Source organism: Devosia rhodophyticola, from assembly GCF_028816475.1.
Classification (GTDB): Bacteria; Pseudomonadota; Alphaproteobacteria; order Rhizobiales; family Devosiaceae; genus Devosia; species Devosia rhodophyticola.
In genome coordinates, this window is the sequence record NZ_CP118247.1 from 2,496,641 (window position 1) to 2,517,179 (window position 20,539).

Annotated in this window: 25 protein-coding genes, 2 pseudogenes and 1 riboswitch; of the genes and pseudogenes, 12 read left to right on the top strand and 15 right to left on the bottom strand. The window is 56.6% G+C overall.

The features are described 5' to 3' along the window. Positions 1-84: 84 nt before the first annotated feature. From PSQ90_RS12185 to PSQ90_RS12195, 3 genes and pseudogenes are all read left to right on the top strand, one after another. Positions 85-1,133, top strand: a pseudogene (locus PSQ90_RS12185) (NAD(P)-dependent alcohol dehydrogenase). An 80-nt stretch (positions 1,134-1,213) separates the two neighbouring features. Then, positions 1,214-1,789 (top strand): MgtC/SapB family protein, encoded by a 576-nt coding sequence (locus PSQ90_RS12190; protein ID WP_282210566.1) that lies wholly within the window; start codon positions 1,214-1,216, stop codon positions 1,787-1,789. Then, positions 1,725-1,910 carry a DUF3008 family protein gene (locus PSQ90_RS12195; RefSeq protein ID WP_282210567.1) on the top strand — a complete coding sequence of 62 codons (186 nt, stop codon included), beginning with the start codon at positions 1,725-1,727 and terminating at the stop codon, positions 1,908-1,910. Before PSQ90_RS12190 ends, PSQ90_RS12195 begins: the two co-directional genes overlap by 65 nt. Positions 1,911-1,914: 4 nt before the next feature. On the opposite strand, the gene murD is transcribed toward PSQ90_RS12195, so the two are convergent. The 3 genes from murD to PSQ90_RS12210 all read right to left on the bottom strand — a co-directional run bounded on the left by murD (position 1,915) and on the right by PSQ90_RS12210 (position 5,491). Continuing rightward, entirely contained in the window at positions 1,915-3,216 is a 1,302-nt protein-coding gene (murD, locus tag PSQ90_RS12200; protein WP_282210568.1) for a UDP-N-acetylmuramoyl-L-alanine--D-glutamate ligase, read from the bottom strand. Then, the gene (locus PSQ90_RS12205; RefSeq protein WP_282210569.1) at positions 3,206-4,531 is read right to left on the bottom strand and encodes a hypothetical protein; all 1,326 of its coding nucleotides are present in this window, start codon (positions 4,529-4,531) and stop codon (positions 3,206-3,208) included. The genes murD and PSQ90_RS12205 overlap by 11 nt, the downstream gene beginning before the upstream one ends. A gap of 69 nt (positions 4,532-4,600) precedes the next feature. Then, on the bottom strand, positions 4,601-5,491 hold the full coding sequence (locus PSQ90_RS12210; RefSeq protein WP_282210570.1) for a metallophosphoesterase family protein: 891 nt from the start codon (positions 5,489-5,491) through the stop codon (positions 4,601-4,603). A gap of 110 nt (positions 5,492-5,601) precedes the next feature. On the opposite strand from PSQ90_RS12210, the gene PSQ90_RS12215 reads away from it, so the two are divergent. Beyond that, entirely contained in the window at positions 5,602-6,075 is a 474-nt protein-coding gene (locus PSQ90_RS12215) for an NUDIX domain-containing protein (RefSeq protein WP_282210571.1), read from the top strand. On the opposite strand, the pseudogene PSQ90_RS12220 reads toward PSQ90_RS12215, so the two are convergent. Then, a pseudogene (locus PSQ90_RS12220) lies at positions 6,072-7,027 on the bottom strand (glutathione S-transferase family protein). The gene PSQ90_RS12215 and the pseudogene PSQ90_RS12220 sit on opposite strands and share 4 nt — an antisense overlap. A 332-nt stretch (positions 7,028-7,359) precedes the next feature. On the opposite strand from PSQ90_RS12220, the gene PSQ90_RS12225 reads away from it, so the two are divergent. The 3 genes from PSQ90_RS12225 to PSQ90_RS12235 all read left to right on the top strand — a co-directional run bounded on the left by PSQ90_RS12225 (position 7,360) and on the right by PSQ90_RS12235 (position 9,814). Further along, entirely contained in the window at positions 7,360-7,905 is a 546-nt protein-coding gene (locus PSQ90_RS12225; RefSeq protein WP_282210572.1) for a GNAT family N-acetyltransferase, read from the top strand. A gap of 110 nt (positions 7,906-8,015) precedes the next feature. Next, positions 8,016-8,636, top strand: coding sequence for a CoA pyrophosphatase (locus tag PSQ90_RS12230; protein WP_282210573.1), 621 nt, complete (start codon positions 8,016-8,018; stop codon positions 8,634-8,636). Continuing rightward, a complete protein-coding gene (locus tag PSQ90_RS12235; protein ID WP_282210574.1) occupies positions 8,633-9,814 on the top strand; it encodes a tRNA nucleotidyltransferase/poly(A) polymerase family protein in 1,182 nt (393 codons plus the stop codon). The genes PSQ90_RS12230 and PSQ90_RS12235 overlap by 4 nt, the downstream gene beginning before the upstream one ends. A gap of 24 nt (positions 9,815-9,838) precedes the next feature. Here the strand turns inward: PSQ90_RS12235 and PSQ90_RS12240 are convergent, their stop codons facing one another. The 3 genes from PSQ90_RS12240 to PSQ90_RS12250 form a co-directional block, all read right to left on the bottom strand. Beyond that, complete coding sequence (locus PSQ90_RS12240; RefSeq protein ID WP_282210575.1) at positions 9,839-10,033, bottom strand: DUF1059 domain-containing protein; 195 nt, start codon at positions 10,031-10,033, stop codon at positions 9,839-9,841. A 71-nt stretch (positions 10,034-10,104) separates the two neighbouring features. After that, complete coding sequence (gene hemF, locus PSQ90_RS12245; RefSeq protein ID WP_282210576.1) at positions 10,105-10,977, bottom strand: oxygen-dependent coproporphyrinogen oxidase; 873 nt, start codon at positions 10,975-10,977, stop codon at positions 10,105-10,107. Continuing rightward, positions 10,974-11,444, bottom strand: a complete 471-nt coding sequence (locus PSQ90_RS12250) for a tRNA (cytidine(34)-2'-O)-methyltransferase (protein ID WP_282210577.1) — start codon at positions 11,442-11,444, stop codon at positions 10,974-10,976. Before PSQ90_RS12250 ends, hemF begins: the two co-directional genes overlap by 4 nt. A gap of 249 nt (positions 11,445-11,693) precedes the next feature. On the opposite strand from PSQ90_RS12250, the gene petA reads away from it, so the two are divergent. The 5 genes from petA to PSQ90_RS12275 all read left to right on the top strand — a co-directional run bounded on the left by petA (position 11,694) and on the right by PSQ90_RS12275 (position 15,227). Continuing rightward, positions 11,694-12,218 carry a ubiquinol-cytochrome c reductase iron-sulfur subunit gene (petA, locus tag PSQ90_RS12255; RefSeq protein WP_282210578.1) on the top strand — a complete coding sequence of 175 codons (525 nt, stop codon included), beginning with the start codon at positions 11,694-11,696 and terminating at the stop codon, positions 12,216-12,218. 14 nt (positions 12,219-12,232) lie between these two features. Then, positions 12,233-13,480, top strand: a complete 1,248-nt coding sequence (locus PSQ90_RS12260; protein WP_282210579.1) for a cytochrome b — start codon at positions 12,233-12,235, stop codon at positions 13,478-13,480. Between the two features lie 17 nt (positions 13,481-13,497). Beyond that, positions 13,498-14,340, top strand: coding sequence for a cytochrome c1 (locus PSQ90_RS12265; protein WP_282210580.1), 843 nt, complete (start codon positions 13,498-13,500; stop codon positions 14,338-14,340). A 141-nt stretch (positions 14,341-14,481) separates the two neighbouring features. Beyond that, positions 14,482-14,676 carry a hypothetical protein gene (locus PSQ90_RS12270; RefSeq protein WP_282210581.1) on the top strand — a complete coding sequence of 65 codons (195 nt, stop codon included), beginning with the start codon at positions 14,482-14,484 and terminating at the stop codon, positions 14,674-14,676. A gap of 17 nt (positions 14,677-14,693) precedes the next feature. Next, positions 14,694-15,227 (top strand): adenine phosphoribosyltransferase, encoded by a 534-nt coding sequence (locus PSQ90_RS12275; RefSeq protein WP_282210582.1) that lies wholly within the window; start codon positions 14,694-14,696, stop codon positions 15,225-15,227. A gap of 2 nt (positions 15,228-15,229) precedes the next feature. On the opposite strand, the gene PSQ90_RS12280 is transcribed toward PSQ90_RS12275, so the two are convergent. The 8 genes from PSQ90_RS12280 to ychF all read right to left on the bottom strand — a co-directional run bounded on the left by PSQ90_RS12280 (position 15,230) and on the right by ychF (position 20,455). Further along, positions 15,230-15,610 carry a GFA family protein gene (locus PSQ90_RS12280; RefSeq protein ID WP_282210583.1) on the bottom strand — a complete coding sequence of 127 codons (381 nt, stop codon included), beginning with the start codon at positions 15,608-15,610 and terminating at the stop codon, positions 15,230-15,232. Positions 15,611-15,669: 59 nt separating this feature from the next. Beyond that, positions 15,670-16,062 (bottom strand): VOC family protein, encoded by a 393-nt coding sequence (locus PSQ90_RS12285; RefSeq protein ID WP_282210584.1) that lies wholly within the window; start codon positions 16,060-16,062, stop codon positions 15,670-15,672. A gap of 156 nt (positions 16,063-16,218) precedes the next feature. Beyond that, complete coding sequence (locus PSQ90_RS12290; protein ID WP_282210585.1) at positions 16,219-16,596, bottom strand: hypothetical protein; 378 nt, start codon at positions 16,594-16,596, stop codon at positions 16,219-16,221. Continuing rightward, positions 16,593-17,150 (bottom strand): MaoC family dehydratase, encoded by a 558-nt coding sequence (locus tag PSQ90_RS12295; RefSeq protein ID WP_282210586.1) that lies wholly within the window; start codon positions 17,148-17,150, stop codon positions 16,593-16,595. The genes PSQ90_RS12290 and PSQ90_RS12295 overlap by 4 nt, the downstream gene beginning before the upstream one ends. Then, positions 17,147-17,614 (bottom strand): MaoC family dehydratase, encoded by a 468-nt coding sequence (locus PSQ90_RS12300; RefSeq protein ID WP_282210587.1) that lies wholly within the window; start codon positions 17,612-17,614, stop codon positions 17,147-17,149. The genes PSQ90_RS12295 and PSQ90_RS12300 overlap by 4 nt, the downstream gene beginning before the upstream one ends. A gap of 161 nt (positions 17,615-17,775) precedes the next feature. Further along, the gene (locus tag PSQ90_RS12305; protein WP_282210588.1) at positions 17,776-18,363 is read right to left on the bottom strand and encodes a HupE/UreJ family protein; all 588 of its coding nucleotides are present in this window, start codon (positions 18,361-18,363) and stop codon (positions 17,776-17,778) included. Positions 18,364-18,391: 28 nt separating this feature from the next. Continuing rightward, positions 18,392-18,590, bottom strand: a riboswitch (cobalamin riboswitch). Positions 18,591-18,621: 31 nt separating this feature from the next. After that, positions 18,622-19,236 carry a class I SAM-dependent methyltransferase gene (locus PSQ90_RS12310; RefSeq protein WP_282210589.1) on the bottom strand — a complete coding sequence of 205 codons (615 nt, stop codon included), beginning with the start codon at positions 19,234-19,236 and terminating at the stop codon, positions 18,622-18,624. Positions 19,237-19,357: 121 nt separating this feature from the next. Further along, positions 19,358-20,455, bottom strand: coding sequence for a redox-regulated ATPase YchF (gene ychF / locus PSQ90_RS12315; RefSeq protein ID WP_282210590.1), 1,098 nt, complete (start codon positions 20,453-20,455; stop codon positions 19,358-19,360). Positions 20,456-20,539 lie beyond the last annotated feature (84 nt).

Below are 20,539 nucleotides of genomic sequence, written 5' to 3' on the forward strand. Positions count from 1 at the left end.
CGCATGGCGTGGACAATATCTTGGAGTGCTGATTGAATGCTAGAACGCAGGCAAAGAACCGGCGCTGAAATTGTGGGATAATTCATGACAGAAGTTAGGGCACTGGTGCTTGAACGCCAGCATGTATTGGCGTTGCGCGACATTGATCTGCCGATGGCGGTTGGGCCCGGCATGGTCAGGATTGCGATCCATACTGTGGGAGTATGTGGATCCGATGTGCACTACTATACTCATGGCAAAATCGGGCCGTTTGTGGTCGATGCGCCAATGGTTTTGGGGCATGAAGCGGCCGGGACGGTTGTTGAGGTCGGCGAAGATGTCAGCCATTTGCGGGTTGGCGACCGCGTGTGCATGGAGCCGGGAATCCCTGACCCAAATTCGCGCGCTTCACGTATGGGCCTCTATAATATCGATCCGACGGTGCGCTTCTGGGCGACACCGCCGGTGCATGGTGTTTTGACGTCGCAGGTCGTGCATCCCGCCATTTATACCTTCAAATTGCCTGATAATGTCAGTTTCGCCGAAGGGGCGATGGTTGAACCATTTGCGGTCGGGATGCAGGCGGCGTTCAAGGCGGGGATCAAACCGGGCGATACGGCGGTTGTTCTGGGGGCAGGGCCGATAGGCACCATGGTTGCCCTAGCGGCCCTGGCGGGGGATGTGCGCGCGTGGTCGTGGCCGATCTTGCCCAGCCAAAGCTGGATATTGCGGCCCGCTACCAAGGGGTTATTCCGGTCAATATTCGCGAAAATGATCTGGCGACAGAAATTACGCGGCTCACCGACGGGTGGGGCGCCGATCTGGTTTTTGAATGTTCGGGATCGCCGCGTGCCTGGGAAGGCATCATGGCACTGCCGCGGCCGGGGGGCGCCATCGTGGTTGTTGGCTTGCCAGTGAAGCCGGCCCCGTTTGATATCGCCACGGCATCGACCAAGGAATTGCGCATTGAGACGGTATTTCGTTATGCTCATCAATATGATCGGGCGTTGGCCCTATTTGGTTCAGGACGCGTTGATCTCAAGCCGCTGATTTCGGAAACTTTTGATTTCGAAGATTCCATCGCCGCATTTGATCGAGCGGTTGAGGGTAGGCCGAGCGATGTTAAATTGCAGATCCGGATCGGTAAGGACTGATCCAGGCTGCGTTCCCGCCGGACGGGGAACCTTTCGCGGCATTTCCGGGTTGATTTGAAGCAACCCGGAAGGAACGCGAAATGGATTTTGGCAATAGCTTTGGGTTGGTGGAAAGCTACCTGCCTTTGCACATTGTCTTGATCCGCCTGCTTATTGCTGCGGTATTGGGTGGCGTTATCGGTATTGAGCGCGAAGTGCACACCGCGGAGGCAGGTTTGCGCACTCACATTCTAGTGGCAGTCGCGGCGGCCCTTTTTACCATTTTGACCTTCGAGATTTTTCATACGATTTCTGAAAACGGCGAAATGCCGCGGGCCGATCCCATTCGTGCCATTGAAGCTGTAACAGCGGGCATCGCATTTTTGGGCGCTGGCGCTATTTTTCGCCGCGGCGCGGGGGTTCAGGGGCTGACGACGGGCGCCGGCATGTGGCTTGCAGGGGCGGTCGGGGTGGCTTGTGCCCTGGGCTACTACTTGATTTCGCTCGTGGTTTCGATGTTTGCCATAGTTGTATTGGCGGCCCTGCGGGCGTTGGCGCACGGCGTTATTCGTCGTGAGGGCAAGGATAGCGAGCAGGCCGAAGGAGACGGAAATGCCAGCAAAATCGAAAGCCCAGCAAAAGGCCGCGGGCGCCGCCCTGTCGGCCAAGCGCGGTGAAACCAAGGTCGACGAACTCAAGGGCGCCTCAAAATCGATGTATGAATCGATGAGCGAGAAAGAGCTCGATGAATTGGCGAGCACCGACCGGAAATCCTTGCCTGACAAGAAGGGCGACTAGGGTTCTACCCGGTGTTCCGGTTCGAAAACAGCTGTTGGGCGAGGCTGACAAAGTGGTGGCCGCGCTCCTCGAAGTTCTTGAACTGATTATAGGATGGTGCGCCCGGCGACAGGATAACGGTGTCAAAATTTTGCCGTTCCACCAGTGCCCGCATGGCTGCCTCAAGGTCGGGCGCGCGCAGAACCTCAATGGATGAAGTGCAGTTTTCTGCCGTTGCCGCCAGGCGCTCACCCGTGACGGGAAGACAGATGAGGATTGCCACGCCGCGACTTTCCAGCAGGTCTGCCAACTCGTTATAATCTTGCTCACGCTCGTGCCCGCCCGCGATCAGCGCTATGTGACGATCGGGATATGCAGCGAGCGCGGCCTTGGTGGCTTCGGGTGTGGTCGAGATGGAATCGTTGACGAAGATCAACTCGCCAATCTGATGTTCTTCCAGTCGGTGGGGAAGTGGAGCAAAAGCTGCGATGCCAGCAATGACACCCTCAATGGTCGCACCCGTGCCCAAAGCAATTTGCGCGGCCAGTAGGGCATTGTCGCGGTTATGGTTGCCTCTGAGCCGCGAACTGTCGATTGCGCGATTAATCGCCAATCGTTGCATTTCGCTTGGCCTGGATAGCAAGCGATCCTCGCCGCCGAGCGCCGACAATACCAGGCTATTGGTCTGTGCCGCCGTGCCGAGGGCGATCCGCACAGGTCCTTCACGCGAAATCAGGTGCAGCTTGTCCTCGTAATATTGCGCCACGCTGCCGTGCCAATCGACGTGTTCGGGATATAGATTGGTGATGGCCGCAATATCGGGCAGAAAATCCATATCGGCGGTTTGGTAACTGGAGAGTTCCAGCACCACGGTTGGATACTTGTCGGCCAATTCGAGCGGCGCAACCCCAACATTGCCCCCCAACCCGGCATCGATCTCACTTGCGGTTAGCATCAAGTGAACCAGCGTCGCTGTGGTCGATTTTCCCTTGGTGCCGGTAATGGCAATCACGGTTCGGCTCTGCCGGAACGTGGCGCCCCAAAGATTGAGATTGGAGGTTACGGCGATACCGGCGCGTTCGGCCAGAGCGAAGATCGGCTTGTAACGCGATACACCGGGGCTTTTGATGATGTGGGCAAATTTGCGATCGGTGATGGCCCGCTCGATCTCGTCAGGCGCGATGAATGCGGCGTCGGAAATATTGGTCTCGCCGCTGTCGGCAGTCACATAGACGCGCAATTTGGGTTGCTGGCGCGCCAGAAAAGCCCTGGTGGAAATGGCCTCGCGCCCAGCGCCATAGAGCAGGACCGGCGCTTCAAACAGCATGGGGCGCTACCCGGGCAATAACCTCGGCAGGTATGTGATGATCATCGGCATCTTCGAATAATGCCTGCCGGGCGGATGTCAATTTCGCGGTGCCATATTGGGATTCCAGATCAGCCCTCAACGTGGCGACGATGGCGTCGTTTTCCCAAGCGGGGCTGGTGGTCAGGGCATGAAGACAGGCCGCCGCTTCAAGGATTTCGCCGACACATTCCCATGGCTTTTGCCCGGCCAATCCGGTCAATTCGCGAAACGAGGTCTCATGATCTGGATCGTCGAGCAAATTCCGGCCAAAAATGTCGATAAGCCGCTGCTTGTCCATGACGGGAGCAAAAATCAAGAAGACGAAATGACATTTCGGACATTCGCCGCACCATAACGGGCCATCGTGGCCTGATAGGCGGAAGTTGCGGTTGCAGCTTGAAAACACTTTGTCATAGCGCGTCTGGCGGGCAAATAGCGCCGCAATGCGCGCTTCTGAATAAGGCCGGAGCAAGGAAAAATACTGCAATGTGCCATTTGTGGCGTCGGCCAGCGTCCTGGCAATCAACCGTTCAAAATCGAGCGATTTTGAATGCTGATGATTGGCCTGCCGCCCGTCGAATTCGACATTGCCTTCGCTGGCCGAACGCTCATTGGACAGCACGATCCGGTTATAGCCAAAAAGCAGGGCGCAGAGCGCCGCGATCATCGAATTGATGGCCGTGGAGGGGACATGGCCATTAAGAAAGCCGGGCAGGCCCGACAGCCGGATCATTTCAGGATCGAGCTTACGGTTGACGTAAATCGGCGAGGTGCCGATTTTGGCGACGCTGGTTAAAATGGGGCCTTTCGGGTTCACCGCAAAAGGCGTGAAATCGATGCCGGCGGCCTGCAATAGCTCAACGCTGACCAAGGAATCCTTGCCACCACCGATGGGCAGCAAGGCTCGGTCAAGCAGTTTGGGCGCATCAACGGCAAAACCTTCACTGATTGGGGTATCAAGGACCAACCGACCAAAGCGCAGCAGGTTGTTGCGTGCATAAAACTCGCCGAGACCATTTTCGTAAATGTCGATAACGAAGGCACGTTGGTCGGTGGACAATGGCAGGTCGGGGGCGGAAATATGTAGAGGCGCCTTGAGCTTGAAGTAGCTGACGCCGAGTACAAAAGCAGTCAAATTGAGCAGAAGTGTAAAGGCGGGCGCGTCGAGGTTTTCTAACGACTGATCGCGTGGAAATTCCAGGGCTTCGACGAAATGCAGATCGTCGAGCTTGTAGCCAAAGCGGGCCACGCCGCTGGCAGCGTCAAATTGGGGGCGTTCGATCAGAAACTGCATGTCGGAATAGGGTCCAGCCAACGTCGGGCGACGGTATCGCACCCTATATAGCGATTGAAACCAGATTCGTCAGTAGATGCGCATTTGCAGGCGCATGACGATATCGGTCCCCAACCGCTGATAGCCATATTCGCGCATGGTGCAGGTCCAGCCATTGCCGTTTTTCTCGATGCGGAACAGGTTGTAGCGGGCCGGATCATCGAGACCACTGCCTTGGGCAGCGCTGGCAGCTGCCACACCAATGACCGGCACTTCGTGCTCGAGCCCGGAAATCGAGTGGATCGAGGAGCGATGGGTGTGACCATGCAGAATTAATTCAGCACCGTGCTCGGCAATGATGCGGCGGAACAGCTTGTGCCCTTTTAACCCAAACGAGGGATGCTGCAGTTCAGGATTGGGCGGGTGGTGGATCATCACAACACGGAACAGGCCAGCCTCACCAGTCTCGGTCAGAATTTTTGCCAGCCGTGCGGCCTGTTCTTGATCAAAGCGCCCGGTTGCCAGAAATGGTCGGGTCGGTACGGCACTGGAACAGGAAATAATTGCCGTATCATCGAGGCGCCGGACAAAGGGGAAGGCGCTGCCATGCGCACTGTCGCCCTGCAAATAGGGGCCCCACTCATGCTGGGCGCGCTCGAGAGCGCCGGGCACATAGGCATCATGATTGCCGGGGCAGACACACACAGTTTGGGCCGGACCGACGGTTTTAAGCCATTCGCCAGCGCGGATAACCTCGGCCTTGAGGGCAAGGTTGGTCAAATCGCCGGTGACGGCGGTAAAATCGGGGTTCTGGTCGCGCATATGGTCGACAAGGGCTTTCAGACCCTCGCCGCTGAGCGTGTCGCGGCGCATGATCTTCCAGTTGAGGAACCCGGTAAGCCGCTTTCCCAATAGATCCTTGAAGGAAATGTGGGGCAGGGGGGCAAGATGGATATCGGAAATGTGGGCAAGTGTTGTCATTGCAGGGGTAATGGCACGCCTGCGCGATCAAGAAAATGGGCAATTGACGTCGCTGACAATTTTGTCATGCCGCCGTTCCTGTTATCCATGGTGCAAAGCAGGAGCCAATCATGCAGATGAGTCGCTTTCAGAGAGTGCGCGCCAAGGTCTATTTGAACGCCATGGGCCTGTGGCGGCGGATGACGCTGGGCACGCGAACCATGCTGGTGGACGGCGACAAGGTTCTGCTAATTCGCCACACATATGTTCCGGGCTGGCAGTTTCCTGGCGGCGGGGTGGAGCCAGGGGAAACGCTGGCTGGCGCTGCGGCGCGCGAATTGCAGGAAGAGAGCGGTTATCGCGTCATCGCGCCGACGCTGTTCGGCATGTATCACAATACCAGCCCGATCACCGATCGCGATCATGTGGCTTTTTTTGTCAGCCACAAGTTTGAAAAGGCATTTGAGTTCAAGCCCAGCTATGAGATCGCCGAGGTTGGTTGGTTTGACCGCGCGCATTTGCCCGACAAAGTGACGCCGGCCACCTCGCAGCGCATCGACGAATATTTCGACCGCGCGCCGCGTCGGGACATCTGGGGTTACTAGCGCAGAAATGCCAATTCCGGCCCTACTGGAATGATCCGGTGTGGATTGATTGTGGGATGGCTCCAGTAATAATGGGTGCGAATGTGGTCCATATCGACAGTTTCCTTGACGCCTGGAACCTCATAAAGCGCCTTTAGATAATGGGACAGGTTGGGGTAATCGGCGATGCGCTTGCGGTTGCATTTGAAATGGCCAACGTAAACCGCGTCGAACCGCACCAGGGTGGTAAATAGTCGCCAGTCCGCTTCGGTTATGGCGTCGCTGGCAAGATAGCCGGTCTGGCCTAGAATTTCCTCAACCCAGTCAAGCGCCTCGAACAGCTTTTCGACCGGTTCGTCGTAAGCCTCCTGGGTCGTGGCAAAACCGGCCTTGTAAACGCCATTGTTGATGTCGTCATAGACCCGCGCGTTGATCTCGTCGATACGGGCACGCAGGGCTTCAGGATACAGATCGTCCGAATTTCCCGTCAGTTCGTTGAAAGCCGAATTAAACATGCGGATGATTTCGGAGCTCTCATTGGAAACAATGGACTTGGTTTTCCTGTCCCACAACACAGGCACAGTCACGCGGCCGGTATATTTGGGATCCGACTTGGCATAGACTTGCCAGAGATAGTCGTTGCCCGACAAAGCGTCGCCGGTTGCCCCCTCATCGGTAAAACTCCAGCCTGTTTCATCGGGCATTTTGGGCGCGACGATAGAAACCGGGATCAGATCTTCGAGTTGACGCAGTTTGCGCACGATCAAGGTGCGGTGGGCCCAGGGGCATGCCAGCGAAACATAAAGGTGATAGCGATCGGCTTCTGCCTTAAATCCGCCTTCGCCACTTGGCCCAACACCGCCGTCAGCTGTTATCCAGTTGCGAAAACCCGACTGGGCGCGCACGAACTTGCCGCCGGTTTTTTTGTGTCGTACCATTGGTCTGACCATTTTCCGTCTATCAGCATGCCCATTTCTTCACCCTTTGTTGTCGTGCCGGTTCGCCTTGTGCGCCCCTACTGGAACGCATGGCGTGTTATCCCGTTCACTTAGCTACCCGTCGCCAAAAAACTAGACGCTATATCGGCAACACATTGTTGCGCGTCCCCAGTGGCGGCGGCCAAAATTCTGCCTGATCGAGCGAGCTTTTTGTTTACGTGGAGATTGTGCGATGCTATTCGGAAATCAGGCGTGGAGGCGCCCAGGATGGTAAAAGTTAGCCTGCGGACACGACGACCCTGATGGGTATTACGGGCACACAGCGGTGCGCCCATAAACGTTCCTGCTTTGCTTTTGGACCAGTCCCATGATCGCTCCCAACGCTTCTTCAGCTGTTGCTGAACCTGCCACCCGTGCGCCGATAGTTCGGCCTGCTACATCAGCCGATGATCAATTTGTGGAGGATTTGCAGGCGCTTGCCTTCGGTCCAGGGCGGTTTGCACGAACCGCATTTCGGGTGAGAGAGCGTTTTCCCATTGATCCTGGTCTGTCACTGATTGCAGAGGTTGATGGAACCGCCTGCGGGTCAGTGTGGATGACGCCGATCAGTGTTGGTGGCATCAATGGATATTTGCTGGGACCGTTGGCAACACACCCCGAATTTCGCAAGCGTGGCGCGGGAAAACTGCTGGCGCGAGAGGTCAGCGTACGCGCGTTGGCCCGCAAGGATGGTCGGTTTGTGCTGCTGGTCGGTGATCAGGACTATTATTGCCCATTGGGCTGGCAGCCGACAACACAGGGCGCTATCCAGTTTCCCGGCCCGGTTGATCCGACGCGTGTGTTGGTGATGTCCCACGAGAACGAACTGGGCAAGAGTTTGGCGGGGCCGATCTCGGCCTATCGCGTCGGTTAGAAACCTGATCGTGCAAGCGTGACAATTGGGCCCGCTGTCGGGGGTGCAGGTTTGGCGATCATTGCTTATGGTAGCGCGCAGGATTTGATGGTCTGGGATGCGCCGTGCTGATGGACGCCAGCATAATTGACAACATCGCCGGACGCCTTTTGGCGCATCCGCCGGGCTATGACGCCCATGGCGCGCTGGTTCCCGACTGGGCGCCGAGCAAACCGTTTGATCGCCCGCCGGTTTACGCGGCCGTTTTGATCAGTCTGATCGCGCGGCCCGAAGGGCACACAGTGCTCTATACCGAGCGCTCGTCGGGGTTACGCGCGCATTCAGGGCAAGTGGCGTTTCCGGGTGGCAAACTTGATCCCGAAGATTTTGACGCAGGCGATGCGGCGCTGCGCGAAGCGGGCGAAGAGGTTGGCATGGTGCGCGATGAAGCGCGCATACTGGGGTTCATGCCCACCTATTTTACCGGCACCAACTATCTGATCACCCCGGTTGTCGCCGAAGTTGCGCCGACGCGGCCATTTGTGCCCAATCCAGGCGAGGTGCAGTCCTTGTTTGAGGTGCCACTGGCGCGAATTCTGGACGCGCGCACCTATGGTGCCTTCCGGATCAAGCGTGATGGAAGAGAGCATCAAACCTGGCAGATCGACCATGATGGCCATAAGATCTGGGGCATTACCGCCAATTTGACCCGTCTGTTCTGTGACCGGGTCAATGGCGAGGCGCGGCGATGAGCATTCCAGCCGAGAGCCGGTTGCATCAAGCTGAATGGCTGCGGGACAAGGCAGTTCAGGAAATTTTTGCGCTACTCGATGGCCAGAATGGTCGGACCCGAGCCGTCGGGGGGATCGTGCGCGACACAATTCTTGAGCGACTGACAGCGCAAAACGACATTGATATGGCGACCGAGTTGGTGCCAGAAGAAGTTCTGGCGCGGGCCAAGGCTGCCGGGATTGCCGCCTATCCGACTGGGATTGAGCATGGCACGGTCACCCTGCGTCATGGCGACGTCGGCGTTGAAGTCACGACGCTCCGGCAGGATGTGGTAACCGATGGTCGACACGCTGTGGTTGAGTTTGGGCTCGACTGGCTGGCTGATGCAGAGAGACGCGATTTTACGCTCAATGCGCTTTATGTGGACATGAACGGGGCGCTCTTTGATCCGATCAGCGGCATTGGGGACTGCCTGAGTGGCCACGTGCGGTTTATTGGCGATGCGGAAAAGCGAATTGCCGAAGACGGTTTGCGAGTCTTTCGCTTTTTCCGGTTTTCTGCCAGTCATGGGCAGCAGAATTTTGATGGAGCGGGGCTGGCCGCCTGTGGCGCTGCTGCCGGACGGTTATCGCATTTGTCACACGAGCGTGTCGGGGCTGAAATGCGCCGAATGTTTGAATTGCCCCGTATAGCTGTGACACTGGCCAAGATGCGCGCTCTTAACCTGTTGACGTTCCCTGAACAGGCGATAGGGGCATTACAGAACTATGAACGGCAGGCAGGCAAGCCGCAATGCATCAGCCGTATGGCGTTGGTTCTGGGTGCGTTGCCCGCCAAAGAATTACAGCGGCAATGGCGATTGTCGAATAATGTGCTCAACGAAGCCCAATTGTTGCGAAAAGCCGCAGCCTTGATTGCAGAAATGAAACTGCATGAGGCAGGCTATCGCTACCCTGCCGCCATAAATGCTGCACTCGACGTCGCTGCCGCGGAAGCGGGCTGGGGGAGGCCGGAAAAGCGGCAGTTTTGGCAAGTCTTGAAAAGATCGCACCAAAGGCGCTGCCGATTAGTGGCAAAGACCTTCTGTCTGCCGGATTCGCGCCTGGTCCATCGTTGGGGCAAGCTTTGGCGGCAGCGGAAATTGCCTGGATTGCAAGCGAATTTACGCTCACCCCAGACAGGTTACTTGCAATGTTGACGTCGGGCTAAACTCGGCGGTCAATCAGTGTTTACTGGGCTGATCATCGACATCCACGATGCGCTCCTTGATGCGCTCAATCATGTCTGGCCGCACTTGCGTTTCGCCGTGTAGGCTTTTGAGATTTTCAACGGCGCGACGGACAACTTCGGCTTCATTGTCGGCCTCGGCGCGCCACGTCGAACCGGGAATAAGTGAGCCTGAATCAAAGCGCTTCATCTGTGTCACCTCACCTGAATGTGGTTGAGTAACCACAACGCAGTTGGACGAGCGTTGGTTCCGAAAAAAAATCAGGGCCAGCGAACGTCGGGCGGCATTGAAGAGAGAATTGCATCGACATTACCCCCGGTTTTCAAGCCAAATGTGGTGCCGCGATCATAGAGGAGGTTGAACTCAACATAGCGGCCGCGTTGGACCAGCTGTTCATGCCTGTCAGCCTCGGTCCAGGGTGTTTCGAAATTTCGGCGGACTAGTTGGGGGTAAATCTGGAGAAAAGCGCGGCCCACATCCTGGGTGAAGGCAAAATCAGCGTTCCAATCACCTGAATTGTGCTGGTCGTAAAAAATGCCACCGGTTCCGCGAGGCTCATTGCGGTGAGGCAGGTAAAAATACTTGTCGCACCATTGCTTGAAATGCTCGTAGTCTACGCTTGGATGAACTTCGCAGACCTGACGCATGGCGGCATGAAAATCGACAGTGTCAGCATCGGTCTGCAGCCGTCGGCGCGCCAGCACCGGGGTCAGGTCTGCGCCGCCGCCAAACCATTGCCTGCCGGTCACGATCATGCGGGTGTTCATGTGAACCGCCGGCACATGCGGATTGCAGGGATGCACGATCAAGGAAATGCCGGCGCTCCAAAAACTGGCGCCTGCTTCGGTGCCCGGCATCTGTTTGGCAAACTCTTCGGAGAATTCGCCATGCACCACAGAAATGTGGACGCCTGCCTTTTCGAAAACCCGGCCATGAAGCATCGACATTTCGCCGCCACCACCAGCAGCGCGCTGCCACGGGGTTCGCACAAATCGGCCCGGTGCGCGGTCGACATTGGGGCCGTGGACGTCGCTTTCAATACTTTCGAAGGCCGAGCAGATACGGTCGCGCAGTTGGCGGAACCAGTCAGCGGCTATGGTTTTTTTGTCTTCAATGTCGGAGGGGAGTGTCATGATAAAGTGGCAAATCCATTGGTCTGACGCTTGGCTTCGCCGATAATAAGGGTTGCGGACAGCGCAACATTGATCGAGCGCAAACCAGATCGCATTGGAATGCGAACCTTCAGGTCGGCTGTGTCGGCAACGCTATCGGGCACGCCAGCACTTTCACGTCCCAGCAGCAAGATGTCCAACGACTGATATTGCGCCGCGTATGCGGACTGGCTGGCCCTGGTGGTCAGGAGGACGAGGCGCCGATCGGCCTGCCGTCGCCAGGCGTCAAACTGGGCAAAGCTACTGTGTTCCTCAAAATCGGCATGTTCGAGATAATCCAGGCCGCTACGTTTCATGGCGGCGCGCGAAAAATGAAAGCCGGTGGGGTGGATAATATGAACACGTACATCGAGGCACGCCCCGAGCCGCAACAATGTGCCGGTATTGAGGGCGATGTCGGGTTGATAAAGGGCGATTTCAACAGGCAAGTGCAGTTCCTGGCTGATAGCAAAGGGCGGTTGCGTCGGGGTTTACGCCGATAATGAGGCGGAGAACATGGGTATAGTGTCGCAGATTAGGCTTGTCACGCGGAGGCACTCTGGACAAGTGTCGGGGACAGTGCAAAAAGAACCGCGAATGACGGGCCGCTTGGGAGCGGACGGCAACCGATTCTACGTATGCGTGGAGATCGGGTCTGCTGCTGGCGCGTCTCGAAGATTTTGGACGGGGATCGTACCTTGGCTACGCAAGCAGAACATCAATCGACGCGGCGGGATTTTCTCTTTGTCGCAACTGGCGCAGTCGGCGCCGTGGGCGTTGGGGCCGTGGTTTGGCCGCTGATCAATCAAATGAATCCGGATGCATCGACACTGGCTCTTGCCAGCATCGAATTCAGTCTGGTCGGTATCGAGGTCGGTCAGTCGGTCACGATTCTCTGGCGTGGCCTTCCCGTTTTTGTGCGTAACAGGACGCCCAAGGAAATCGAGGAAGCCAAGGCAGTGCCGCTGAGCGAGCTTAAGGATCCGGCAACCGACGAGGAACGCACCAAGGAAGGTCACGAAAACTGGCTGATCATGATCGCCAATTGTACGCACCTTGGTTGTATTCCAGTTGGTGAATCGGGCGAGTACGATGGCTGGTTCTGTCCATGCCATGGTTCGGTTTACGACACTGCTGGTCGTATCCGCAAAGGTCCGGCACCGAAAAACCTGGTTCTGCCGCCATATGAATTCATCAGCGATACGCTGATCAAGATCGGCTAATGGGGGCGTTTCCGATGTCTGAACATTCGACTTACATTCCAGGCAACGGCGTCGAGAAGTGGATCGACGAACGTTTGCCAATCATCCGGTTCTCCAAAGAGCACCTGATGGATTTTCCGACGCCTAAGAATCTCAACTACTGGTGGACGTTCGGCGGTATTCTCGCGATCATGCTGGTGGTGCAGATCGTTACCGGCGTCATTCTTGCAATGCACTATACGCCCAACATCGCGATGGCGTTCAATTCGGTCGAGCACATTCGCCGCGACGTCAACGGCGGTCGCATCATTCAGGCAACCCACGCGGTGGGTGCCTCGATGTTCTTTGCGGCAGTCTATGTCCATATTTTCCGCGGCATGTACTTTGGCTCTTACAAGGCACCCCGCGAAATTCTCTGGCTGCTCGGTGTTTTGATTTTCGTTTTGATGATGGCAACTGCGTTCATGGGCTATGTGTTGCCCTGGGGGCAAATGAGCTTTTGGGCTGCGACCGTGATCACCAATATCTTTGCGGCCATCCCCATTGTCGGTAATCCGATTCTGGAACTGTTGCGCGGTGGTTTTGCGGTGGGCAATCCGACGCTCAATCGTTTCTTCTCGCTGCATTACCTGTTGCCGTTCGTGATTGCGGCGGTCGTGATCCTGCACATTTGGGCATTGCATGTCCCCGGAAACAACAATCCGGTTGGCGTTGAGGTTAAATCGGATCGCGATACCCTGCCGTTCCATCCCTATTATACGATGAAGGATCTTTACGGCATCGTGCTGTTTGCGATCCCGTTTGCGTGGTTCGTATTCTTCATCCCCGACATTCTGGGGCACCCTGACAATTACATCATGGCCAACAGCCAGGTGACGCCTGCCCACATTGTGCCTGAATGGTACTTCCTGCCATTCTACGCAATTTTGCGCGCTATCGATTTCAATATCTTGTTCATCGACAGCAAGTTGGGCGGCGTTATCTTCTTTGCCGGCTCGATTGTCATCCTGTTCTTCCTGCCATGGCTGGACAATTCCAAGACTCGCTCGGGCACGTTCCGTCCAATGTTCAAGTGGTTCTATTGGTTGTTTGTCTTGAATTTTGTTGGTCTCACCTATCTCGGTTCCGCCCCGGCGGAAGGGATCTACGTGGTCCTGGCCAAGATTTGCACGGCTTACTACTTCATCCATTTCCTCATTATCCTGCCTGTTCTCTCTCGCATAGAAACGTCGCGGCCACTGCCGACGAGTATTTCCGAGAGCGTGCTTGGCAAAGCGCATTGATGGCGGGGTCCAGTAGTATGTTGAAGATCAAGACAATCCTCGCTGCGGTCACTCTGAGTGCAATATGTGCTCTGCCAGCCACTGCCCAGGAACACGAGACTGTGCATATCGAAAAGCAAAATTGGAGCTTTGCCGGTATTTTTGGAACCTACGACACCAACCAGTTGCGTCGTGGTTTTCAGGTTTTCCGGGAGGTTTGCTCTAGCTGTCACAGCGCCAACCTGATCGCGTTCCGCACGCTCGCCGAAGAAGGCGGTCCGCATTTTTCCGAGGGTCAGGTAAAGGCTTTGTCAGCCGAATACGACATTGCTGATCCGTCGGCTGATGACGGCACCCGCAAGGGTGTGGCGTCGGACTTTTGGCCTGCGCCATTTGTCAACGAGCAGGAAGCCCGCGACGCCAATGGCGGGGCGTTGCCGCCAGATTTTTCGGTTCTGGCTAAAGCACGTGGCGTTACGGATGCCTTCCCATGGTGGGTTACCAACTATTTCACCGGCTATGCTGAAGGTGGACCTGACTATATCCATGCGCTGATGAACAGCTACGAGGAAACGCCGCCTGAGGGTGTCGAAATTCCTGAAGGCAAACATTACAATGCTGTGTTCCCGGGCCATGCCATTGGCATGGCGCCGCCCTTGGCTGATGGCATCATCACTTATGTCGCCGAGGAAGGGCAGGAGCCTGTTCCTGAAACAGTCGACCAGTACTCCAAGGATGTTTCGGCCTATATGATGTGGCTGGCCGAACCCGGACTGGTTTCGCGCAAGGAGACGGGCTTCAAGGTCTTGCTGTTTCTCATTTTGTTTGCAGGCCTGATGTATGCCACCAAACGCAAGATCTGGTCGGGCATCGAGCACTGATGCTTGCCGTATAGACGCTATTTGTATCAGGGGGCCGTTGGCCCCCTTTTCAATTTCCGAACCCTGATTTCGGCTTCGTCACTTGCCATCGGTGATCGCACTTGCGAAAGATGGTGGTGAGGCAGGTACAGGGAGAGTCGAATGTCAGCTATACGTGTTGCGGTTGTCGTTCTGAGTGCCGCCGTTGCTGCGAGCCGTAGCTCTGCGGTTCGCACGGGCGTGCGTGCGGTAATGACAAACGACAACGCCCGCGACACGGCAATTCGTCTCACCCGACAAGCCGCCTATGGCGCTGGCGTTGCTGCGCGCCATTTGGTTGGGCGGCGCACTCAATAATCACATCAGGTACATCAATGACACTCGATCTCAAGGCACTCGTGCGCACAATTCCTGACTATCCGAAAAAGGGAATATTGTTCCGCGACATAACAACACTGATTGAGCACCCGGAAGGTTTCAAGGAAAGTGTCGAGCGCATCGCTGCGGCGCATCGCGGACAGAATATTACCCATGTGGCGGGCATTGAGGCGCGCGGCTTCATCTTCGGCGCGGGTGTTGCAATTGCTCTTGGCGTCGGGTTTGTTCCCATTCGCAAGAAAGGCAAATTGCCCGGCGAAACCATCGGGCAAAATTATGCACTTGAGTATGGCGTGGACACAATCGAAATCCACGCGGATGTTTTGAGTGCGGGGGACAACGTCCTTTTGGTCGACGATCTGATTGCGACCGGTGGAACCGCTATTGCGGCCGTTGGTCTATTGCGTCGGACCGGCGCGACGATCAACAAAGCTGCCTTCGTAATCGATTTGCCAGATCTTGGTGGTGCAGACAAACTGCGGGCCGAAGCGGTTGATATTCACGAACTTATCAGCTTTGAAGGCGATTGAGCTCACCAGAGGTTTCGCCCGTCGATCTCGACAATGGGCAACCCCGTCAAATCAAAATCATCAAATAGTTTGACGTTCAGGCCAATCTTGCGGGCCGTGGGCACGCTCGGCGTGTCGTTGCCGATATCGGTTTCGGACCAATCGGGTGTGTCGCCATAAGTATTAGTGCCGCAATTGGCACAGAAGTGGTGCAGGTTCATGCCTCGCGGCGCGTAGATTTTATCGTTGTCGGCCGTGATGATGCGTACCTCGTCAGGGCGGTAGTAGGCCCACAGGGCACCCGATTTTGAACAATATGTGCAGGTGCAGGCCGTTGCATTTTCAGGGGCGCGATCCACTTCAATTCGGATGGCACCGCAGTGACAGGTTGCAGTCAGGGGCATGGCAGATCTCCTTCTGACCCCAAATTACCTCAGTGCCGCGTCAAAAATTGGCAGCAGAGTCAGGCAGCAATATCTTCACGGGCATCGACCAGGCAGAATTGGTTGCCTTCGGGATCGCGTAGGACGGCGTACGTGGGCAGCATCTGTACGACGGCTGCACCAGCTGCGGTCAGACGTTCTACTTCCTCAGCGCGGTCTTGCACGAGAATATCAAAGTGGACGCGATTGTTGTCGTAGCGACGCCCTTCCACATTCTGAAAGCACATGCTCGGTCCAGGTCCGTCAGCAAAAACCGCTGTATCGGTTTCGGGATTGAAGCCCAGCGCCGCAAGCCGATCCACCGCCACCTGGTCAAAGTCGCGTACATGGTAGCCTTCCAATATTTCGGCCCAGAAGTTGGCAAGATTGGCGGGATTTTCACAGTCAAAGACGATTTCCTGAATCGAACCCATGGGTGGTCTCCTTTGGCGATCCGAAAAGGTTAACGACCAATTGCGGCAACACTGGAGCAGTGGAAAGCCGACGCGGCCACGTCGGTTTCGTTCTCACTAGCAGCTCTTGGCGGCGGCATTGCCAGCCAGGCTGGGGTAGGTTGAATGGGTTCTGGCTTAGCGGGGCGTGCACACCATGACGATGTCGCTGGAGCTTTCCAATTGCATGGCGGTGCCCACGGTTGGATCGTTTACGAGACGAGCAGCTACAATACCGCCATTAGTCAGCAGAGGGCCGTCAGCGAAACCGACGCCGTCGGTATAGCCGTTAATGGTGCCAATACCCGAGGATTTGTCGCCGAAGGTGGCCGAGGCGAACCCATAGCCGTCGCCATAGATGGTGAGCATGCCGGCGGTGATGCCATTTGCCGTACACCCCCAATTGCCGGCATACGACTGTGCCCAAACTGGCTGGGCAAGAAGGATCGAGATGAGGACGGTGGTGATGATTCGGTGCATGGCGCAAAGATTGGCGGGTTGGCGCGCAGCTTTCAAGTCATTCGGGCCAGGACGCGGCCGAGCAGGGGAACTTTCGCCAGACCCTGCAAAAGCTTCAATCTGGCCGGCATGGTATAATCGCGCAGCTTGGAAAAACTGATCAGTTCGGCGGTGTAAACTGTTTCGCCACGCTGATTAGCCGCGGTGATCTGGTTGAACAGGACACCCCATCCAGGAATGGAGTTGGAGCGTCGTTTGTTGGTAACGGTAAGCGAAAATGTGACTGTGTCGCCCGGCCGGACCGGTACTGTGAAAGTCATGGCGTTGACACCGGGGGACGGTCCGGCAACGCCGGGCTTTTGACCGAGGCCGCGAAGGCGCTCTTCCTCGGCCGACAGGGCGTCAATCATTTTGCGTTGCCCGACGCAGACCGTGTGCCAGCCGCTGGCGATAAGGCCGCCGAAGTGACTATGGCGCGCCGCTTCGGGATCGATGTGAAAATATTGCGGGTCATACTCGGTAGCAAAATCGATGATTTCCTGGGCGGAGAACAGATGACTCCCCAGATGGAAGACCTCATTGACAGCGATATCTTCAAACCAACGGGTCATTGGGTGCGTACCTCGACCAGATTGGCCAGTCGCATGGTCAAGACCGATGCGCCCTTTTGATTGCGAACGTCGAAATCCAGCGTGACAATGCCCCATTGTGGGTGGCTGTTGGAGCGCCGAAGGTCGGCAACAGTGATGGTGCCGTCGATGGTGTCGCCTGCCATGACCGGATTTTTCCATTTCAGATTGGAAAATCCGAGCCCCCCTGCGGAGGCTATGCCCGAGAGGAAACCATCAACCAGTGCGCGCAAGCCAAGTGCCCCAGTTTGCCAGCCACTGGCGGCCAATCCGCCAAGCAGAGACGCTTTGGCTGCTGTTTCATCGAGGTGGAATGGCAGCGGATCGAATTGGCGTGCGAAACTGGTGACCATCTGTTTGTTGACTGTGGTCTTTGCGATCTTGATGATTTCGCCGACGGCAAGATCTTCAAAGTGGCGTCGGTTCGCCGTTACTGGATTGGTCATTTGATTGCCCTATACGTCAACGTGATTTTGCACGAATTGACGTGGCGGGCAAGCTATTGGGAGAATTTTGACAACGGTTAGGAAGTGGGGCCGTTGCCGCGATCCATGGAACGATCGAAGCCGAGGACCGGCAGCGCCCGGAGGCCGCCGGTCCGGCAATTTTAAAGCCAGCCCAAGAGGACACCTACACCACCAAGGGCGAAGGCACCGCCGGCGACTTGAGCGATGAGTTTGCCGTGTTTGCCCAAAATCTGATTGATCCCGGCGGCGGCCAGAAAACCGGAAGCGTGCAAGAGGGCTGTTGCGCCGACAAAGCCCGATGCATAAAGGATGCCTGCCGTGTTGGCGGGCATTTCGGCGCCGTGGGCCTGCCCGTGAAAGATCGCAAAACTGCCCACCAGCGCCATGGCACCGGCTATTGGCATTGGGCGCCCGAGTGCTGCTGCGGCACCAATGACAATGCTGGAGGCAGCAATTGCCACTTCAACCATGGGCAGATCGAGGCCGGACACACCCAGTGCGAAACCGACCAGCATCATCGCCAAAAAGCTCAGGGGAACAAGGAATAAAGCACGCCCGCCGAGCACATAGGCAAATACGCCGACGGCCAGCATTGCCAGGACGTGATCATTGCCGCCGAGTGGATGGGCAAATCCGTGAATCAGGCCAAGGCTGCCTGTTGGATCGGGATGGGCAAAAGCTGCCGTCGGAAAAATCAGGGCCAAGCCCAAAGCCAAGAGAATACGCATAATGCTCCTTAATGGGACCCACCGTCCCGTGTGCGTTGGTGGAATGGTCGGTCTCCTGACTCCAGACCAATCTTCGCCCGCCTTCCCAGTCGCAAACCAGTGGCCGGGCTTTGAACCCGAGGGCGAAGTGTTGTCTGTCACAGTCGCGGGGGCGGCGCCGGTATTTCACCGGCTTCCCGTTTCCATTCACAGTTGCAGGTGTCGCAGAATTTGCCGGGATAAGAAAGGCTTGGCAGCGATTATGTCGAGAAAAATCCCTTAAGCCAGTGCATTGGACTGAGCGAACGCCAATTTGGTCCAGGTAACGTCTGGCTGGTTGCCGCTACTGGCTTGATCCAGCAGGCACAATGTTGGGGCAAGGCCACAGGTCTTAGCCAGGGCGATGGTCTCGCTCGCGGTGACATTGAACATGCGCCGACCGGCGGGAACCGGGCCATGGCGCAGGGTCAGAACGAGCGAGGCTTCGGGCTTAAGCAAACTGGTAATGATTGGTAGGGCCAATTTTCGCTCGGTCGCATCGAGATGCATCCATACGGCAGTCATGATGATGAGGTCGAACTGCTTGGCACGCCCTGCAATTTTAGATAGGTGCGGCAGGCAATCGTCGACCCATTCGATGGCGGGATCGGGATGACGTCTGGCGGCGGGTAGACGAAACTCGTCGACCGGCTCTACTGCAATGACTTTATGTCCAATTGCAGCGAAACCTGCAGCATCGCGGCCAGTGCCCGCCCCGATATCGAGAACCGTTCCGGGGGCTTTCGGAAACAGATGCGCGACCTGACGATGAACGTCAATATAGCCGCGACTTTCGTAGATGGGGACAAGCGCTTCCGCGGTTTCGGGGTATCCTTGCGTGCTGGGGATTTTCATCTTGGTCCCGTCGCGTCAGATTGGATCGGTGCGGCACTTATCGGGCCATGCGAGGCATCGCCCTTATGACTTTGAAGTCTAAAAACGCTCCACTGGAGCGCTTTTACGCGGAGTGCCATCCTCAAGTATTGAACTTGAACAGCATGACGTCGCCATCCTTGACGACATATTCCTTGCCTTCGTCGCGCGCCTTGCCCGCTTCCTTGGCAGGTTGTTCGCCGCCAAAGCTTACATAATCGTCAAAAGCGATGGTTTGGGCGCGGATGAAGCCGCGTTCAAAATCGGTATGGATGACGCCTGCTGCAGCAGGTGCCTTGTCGCCCTTGTGTATCGTCCAGGCGCGCGCTTCCTTGGGGCCGACGGTAAAATATGTCTGCAGCCCCAACAGACCATAGGCTTCGCGAATCAAGCGGTTGAGGCCCGGTTCATGCAAGTCGAGGCTTTCCAGATATTCTGCCTGTTCAGCGTCCGGCAATTGGGCGAGCTGACTTTCGATCTCGGCGGAGATGACGACGGTGGCGGCGTTATGTTGCTTGGCATATTCGGCCACTTTTTCAGTCATGGCATTGCCCGTTGCGGCGGCGACTTCGTCGACGTTGCACACGTAAAGGGCGGGCTTTGAGGTCAGGAGTTGCAGTTCCTGAAATGCCTTTTCTTCTTCGGCTGAGCGCTCGACATGACGGGCGGACTTGCCTTCACGCAGAAGAACAAGGGAACGGTCGATCAGTTCGAGCGACTGTTTGGCTTCCTTGTCGTTGCCCTTGGCCTTCTTTTCGACGCCAGTGCGGCGACGCTCAAGGCTTTCGAGATCGGCGAGCATCAGTTCGGTTTCAACCACTTCGGCGTCAGCGAGAGGATCAACGCGGTTGGCGACATGAATGACATTGTCGTCCTCAAAGCAGCGCAGCACGTATGCCACCGCGTCACATTCGCGGATATTGGCGAGAAACTGGTTGCCGAGACCCTCACCGCGACTGGCGCCCTTCACGAGACCGGCAATGTCTACAAAACTCATGCGGGCTGGCAGTTTGGTGGCCGACTTGCCGATTGTTGCCAGTTTGTCGAGCCGGGCGTCCGGCACGGATACTTCGCCCACATTGGGTTCGATGGTGCAGAAGGGAAAGTTTGCTGCCTGTGCGGCGGCGGTGCGGGTGAGCGCGTTGAAAAGCGTCGACTTGCCAACGTTGGGCAGGCCAACAATGCCCATTTTGAAACCCATGGGGAACTCCTGAAACTGTTGCCCCTGACATCCTTCGGATAGCGCGATAAGTCAATGCGCAGCCGGAATTTTGGGACGTTAAGG

Bases quoted from the DNA above. Each gene is read 5' to 3' on its own strand.
- PSQ90_RS12190 (WP_282210566.1), top strand. From the start codon at position 1,214: ATGGATTTTGGCAATAGCTTTGGGTTGGTGGAAAGCTACCTGCCTTTG.
- PSQ90_RS12195 (WP_282210567.1), top strand. From the start codon at position 1,725: ATGCCAGCAAAATCGAAAGCCCAGCAAAAGGCCGCGGGCGCCGCCCTG.
- murD (WP_282210568.1), bottom strand. From the start codon at position 3,216: ATGCTGTTTGAAGCGCCGGTCCTGCTCTATGGCGCTGGGCGCGAGGCC.
- PSQ90_RS12205 (WP_282210569.1), bottom strand. From the start codon at position 4,531: ATGCAGTTTCTGATCGAACGCCCCCAATTTGACGCTGCCAGCGGCGTG.
- PSQ90_RS12210 (WP_282210570.1), bottom strand. From the start codon at position 5,491: ATGACAACACTTGCCCACATTTCCGATATCCATCTTGCCCCCCTGCCC.
- PSQ90_RS12215 (WP_282210571.1), top strand. From the start codon at position 5,602: ATGCAGATGAGTCGCTTTCAGAGAGTGCGCGCCAAGGTCTATTTGAAC.
- PSQ90_RS12225 (WP_282210572.1), top strand. From the start codon at position 7,360: ATGATCGCTCCCAACGCTTCTTCAGCTGTTGCTGAACCTGCCACCCGT.
- PSQ90_RS12230 (WP_282210573.1), top strand. From the start codon at position 8,016: ATGGACGCCAGCATAATTGACAACATCGCCGGACGCCTTTTGGCGCAT.
- PSQ90_RS12235 (WP_282210574.1), top strand. From the start codon at position 8,633: ATGAGCATTCCAGCCGAGAGCCGGTTGCATCAAGCTGAATGGCTGCGG.
- PSQ90_RS12240 (WP_282210575.1), bottom strand. From the start codon at position 10,033: ATGAAGCGCTTTGATTCAGGCTCACTTATTCCCGGTTCGACGTGGCGC.
- hemF (WP_282210576.1), bottom strand. From the start codon at position 10,977: ATGACACTCCCCTCCGACATTGAAGACAAAAAAACCATAGCCGCTGAC.
- PSQ90_RS12260 (WP_282210579.1), top strand. From the start codon at position 12,233: ATGTCTGAACATTCGACTTACATTCCAGGCAACGGCGTCGAGAAGTGG.
- PSQ90_RS12265 (WP_282210580.1), top strand. From the start codon at position 13,498: ATGTTGAAGATCAAGACAATCCTCGCTGCGGTCACTCTGAGTGCAATA.
- PSQ90_RS12270 (WP_282210581.1), top strand. From the start codon at position 14,482: ATGTCAGCTATACGTGTTGCGGTTGTCGTTCTGAGTGCCGCCGTTGCT.
- PSQ90_RS12275 (WP_282210582.1), top strand. From the start codon at position 14,694: ATGACACTCGATCTCAAGGCACTCGTGCGCACAATTCCTGACTATCCG.
- PSQ90_RS12280 (WP_282210583.1), bottom strand. From the start codon at position 15,610: ATGCCCCTGACTGCAACCTGTCACTGCGGTGCCATCCGAATTGAAGTG.
- PSQ90_RS12285 (WP_282210584.1), bottom strand. From the start codon at position 16,062: ATGGGTTCGATTCAGGAAATCGTCTTTGACTGTGAAAATCCCGCCAAT.
- PSQ90_RS12295 (WP_282210586.1), bottom strand. From the start codon at position 17,150: ATGACCCGTTGGTTTGAAGATATCGCTGTCAATGAGGTCTTCCATCTG.
- PSQ90_RS12300 (WP_282210587.1), bottom strand. From the start codon at position 17,614: ATGACCAATCCAGTAACGGCGAACCGACGCCACTTTGAAGATCTTGCC.
- PSQ90_RS12305 (WP_282210588.1), bottom strand. From the start codon at position 18,363: ATGCGTATTCTCTTGGCTTTGGGCTTGGCCCTGATTTTTCCGACGGCA.
- PSQ90_RS12310 (WP_282210589.1), bottom strand. From the start codon at position 19,236: ATGAAAATCCCCAGCACGCAAGGATACCCCGAAACCGCGGAAGCGCTT.
- ychF (WP_282210590.1), bottom strand. From the start codon at position 20,455: ATGGGTTTCAAAATGGGCATTGTTGGCCTGCCCAACGTTGGCAAGTCG.